The sequence below is a fragment of the Polaromonas sp. P1_E1_2 genome (assembly GCF_056406035.1).
On the sequence record NZ_JBFUAZ010000797.1, the window covers coordinates 1 to 1,539 of the forward strand.

2 protein-coding genes are annotated in these 1,539 nt (G+C 59.9%); both read left to right on the forward strand.

Annotation, left to right across the window (positions count from 1 at the left end; genetic code table 11):
* Positions 1-51: 51 nt before the first annotated feature.
* A complete protein-coding gene (fdxA, locus tag AC1D1P_RS22990; protein WP_457278594.1) occupies positions 52-381 on the forward strand; it encodes a ferredoxin FdxA in 330 nt (109 codons plus the stop codon).
* 98 nt (positions 382-479) lie between these two features.
* The coding region (locus AC1D1P_RS22995) for an NAD(P)/FAD-dependent oxidoreductase (protein ID WP_477674589.1) at positions 480-1,539 on the forward strand (1,060 nt) is incomplete at its 3' end.

The following is a 1,539-nucleotide window of genomic DNA, read 5'->3' on the forward strand; positions in this document are numbered from 1 at the left end:
TCACGGAATCCTCTTAAAATTGAGGGTTTCCACCGATTAGCCCCAAATAACATGACTCACATCGTCTCCGAATCGTGCATCCGCTGCAAATACACCGACTGTGTGGATGTCTGCCCCGTGGATTGCTTCCGGGAAGGCCCCAACATGCTGGTGATCGATCCGGACGAATGCATCGACTGCGCCGTCTGCATCCCCGAGTGCCCGGTCAATGCCATCTACGCCGAGGAAGACGTGCCGGCCGACCAGGTTGCATTCATTCAGCTCAATGTGGAATTGAGCCGCGCTGCAGGCTGGAAAAGCATCACCAAGCGCAAGGATGCCCTGCCCGACGCCGAGGAATGGAAAGACAAGACGGGCAAACTGTCCGAATTGGTCCGCTAAGCCCTACTAAGCCGGTTCATTCGGCTTATCCGGCCTGAAGCCACCGGCACCTCGCCCTCCCCGAGCCGCCACGCGCGTTGCAAAGCGCCCCAGGAACCATGGAACCTCAACTGAACCAAGAAGTGATCAATACCGCAGCGCAGCACGACGGCCCCATCGAAACCGATGCGGTGATTGTGGGCGCCGGGCCCGTAGGCCTGTTTCAGGTGTTTGAGCTCGGCCTGCTTGAGATCAAGGCCCATGTGATCGACTCGCTGGCCTACCCGGGCGGCCAGTGCATTGAGCTTTACCCCGACAAGCCGATTTACGACATTCCGGCCGTGCCCGTGTGCACCGGCAAGGAGCTGACCGACAACCTGCTCAAGCAGATCGAACCCTTTGGCGCGACCTTTCATTTCGGCCAGGAAGTCAGCGTGGTTGAAAAGCAGCAGGACGGCCGCTTCTTTGTCGAAACGTCAAAAGGCACGCGCTTCCTGACCAAAACCATTTTCATCGCAGCCGGTGTGGGTGCCTTCCAGCCCAAGCTGCTGCGCGTGGACGGCCTGGAGAAATTTGACGAAAGCCAGCTGTTTTACCGCGTGAAGAGCCCCGCCGACTTTGCCGGCAAGAACCTGGTGATTGTGGGCGGCGGCGATTCCGCGCTTGACTGGACGCTGAACTTTGTCGCCGAGGGCCCGAACAAGGCCGAGAGCGTGATCCTGATCCACCGCCGCGACGGCTTCCAGGCGGCGCCTGCCAGCGTGGCCAAAATGCGCGAGCTTTGCGACGCCTACGAGATGCAGTTCATCGTGGGCCAGATCACCGGCTACGAAGAAAAAGACGGCAAGCTGACCGGCGCCAAGGTCACCGGCTCCGACGGCGTGACGCGTGTCGTCCCGCTGGACGTGCTGCTGGTGTTCTTCGGCCTGTCACCCAAGCTCGGACCGATCGCCAACTGGGGCCTGGACATCGAGCGCAAGCAGCTCAAGGTAGACACCGAGAAGTTTTCCACCAATGTTCCGGGCATTTTTGCAGTCGGCGACATCAACACCTACCCCGGCAAGAAGAAGCTGATCCTCAGCGGCTTCCATGAGTGCGCGCTGGCAGCTTTTGGCGCGGCTCCCTTGATCTTCCCGGACAAGAAGATCCACCTGCAATACACCACGACCAGCCCGAAAC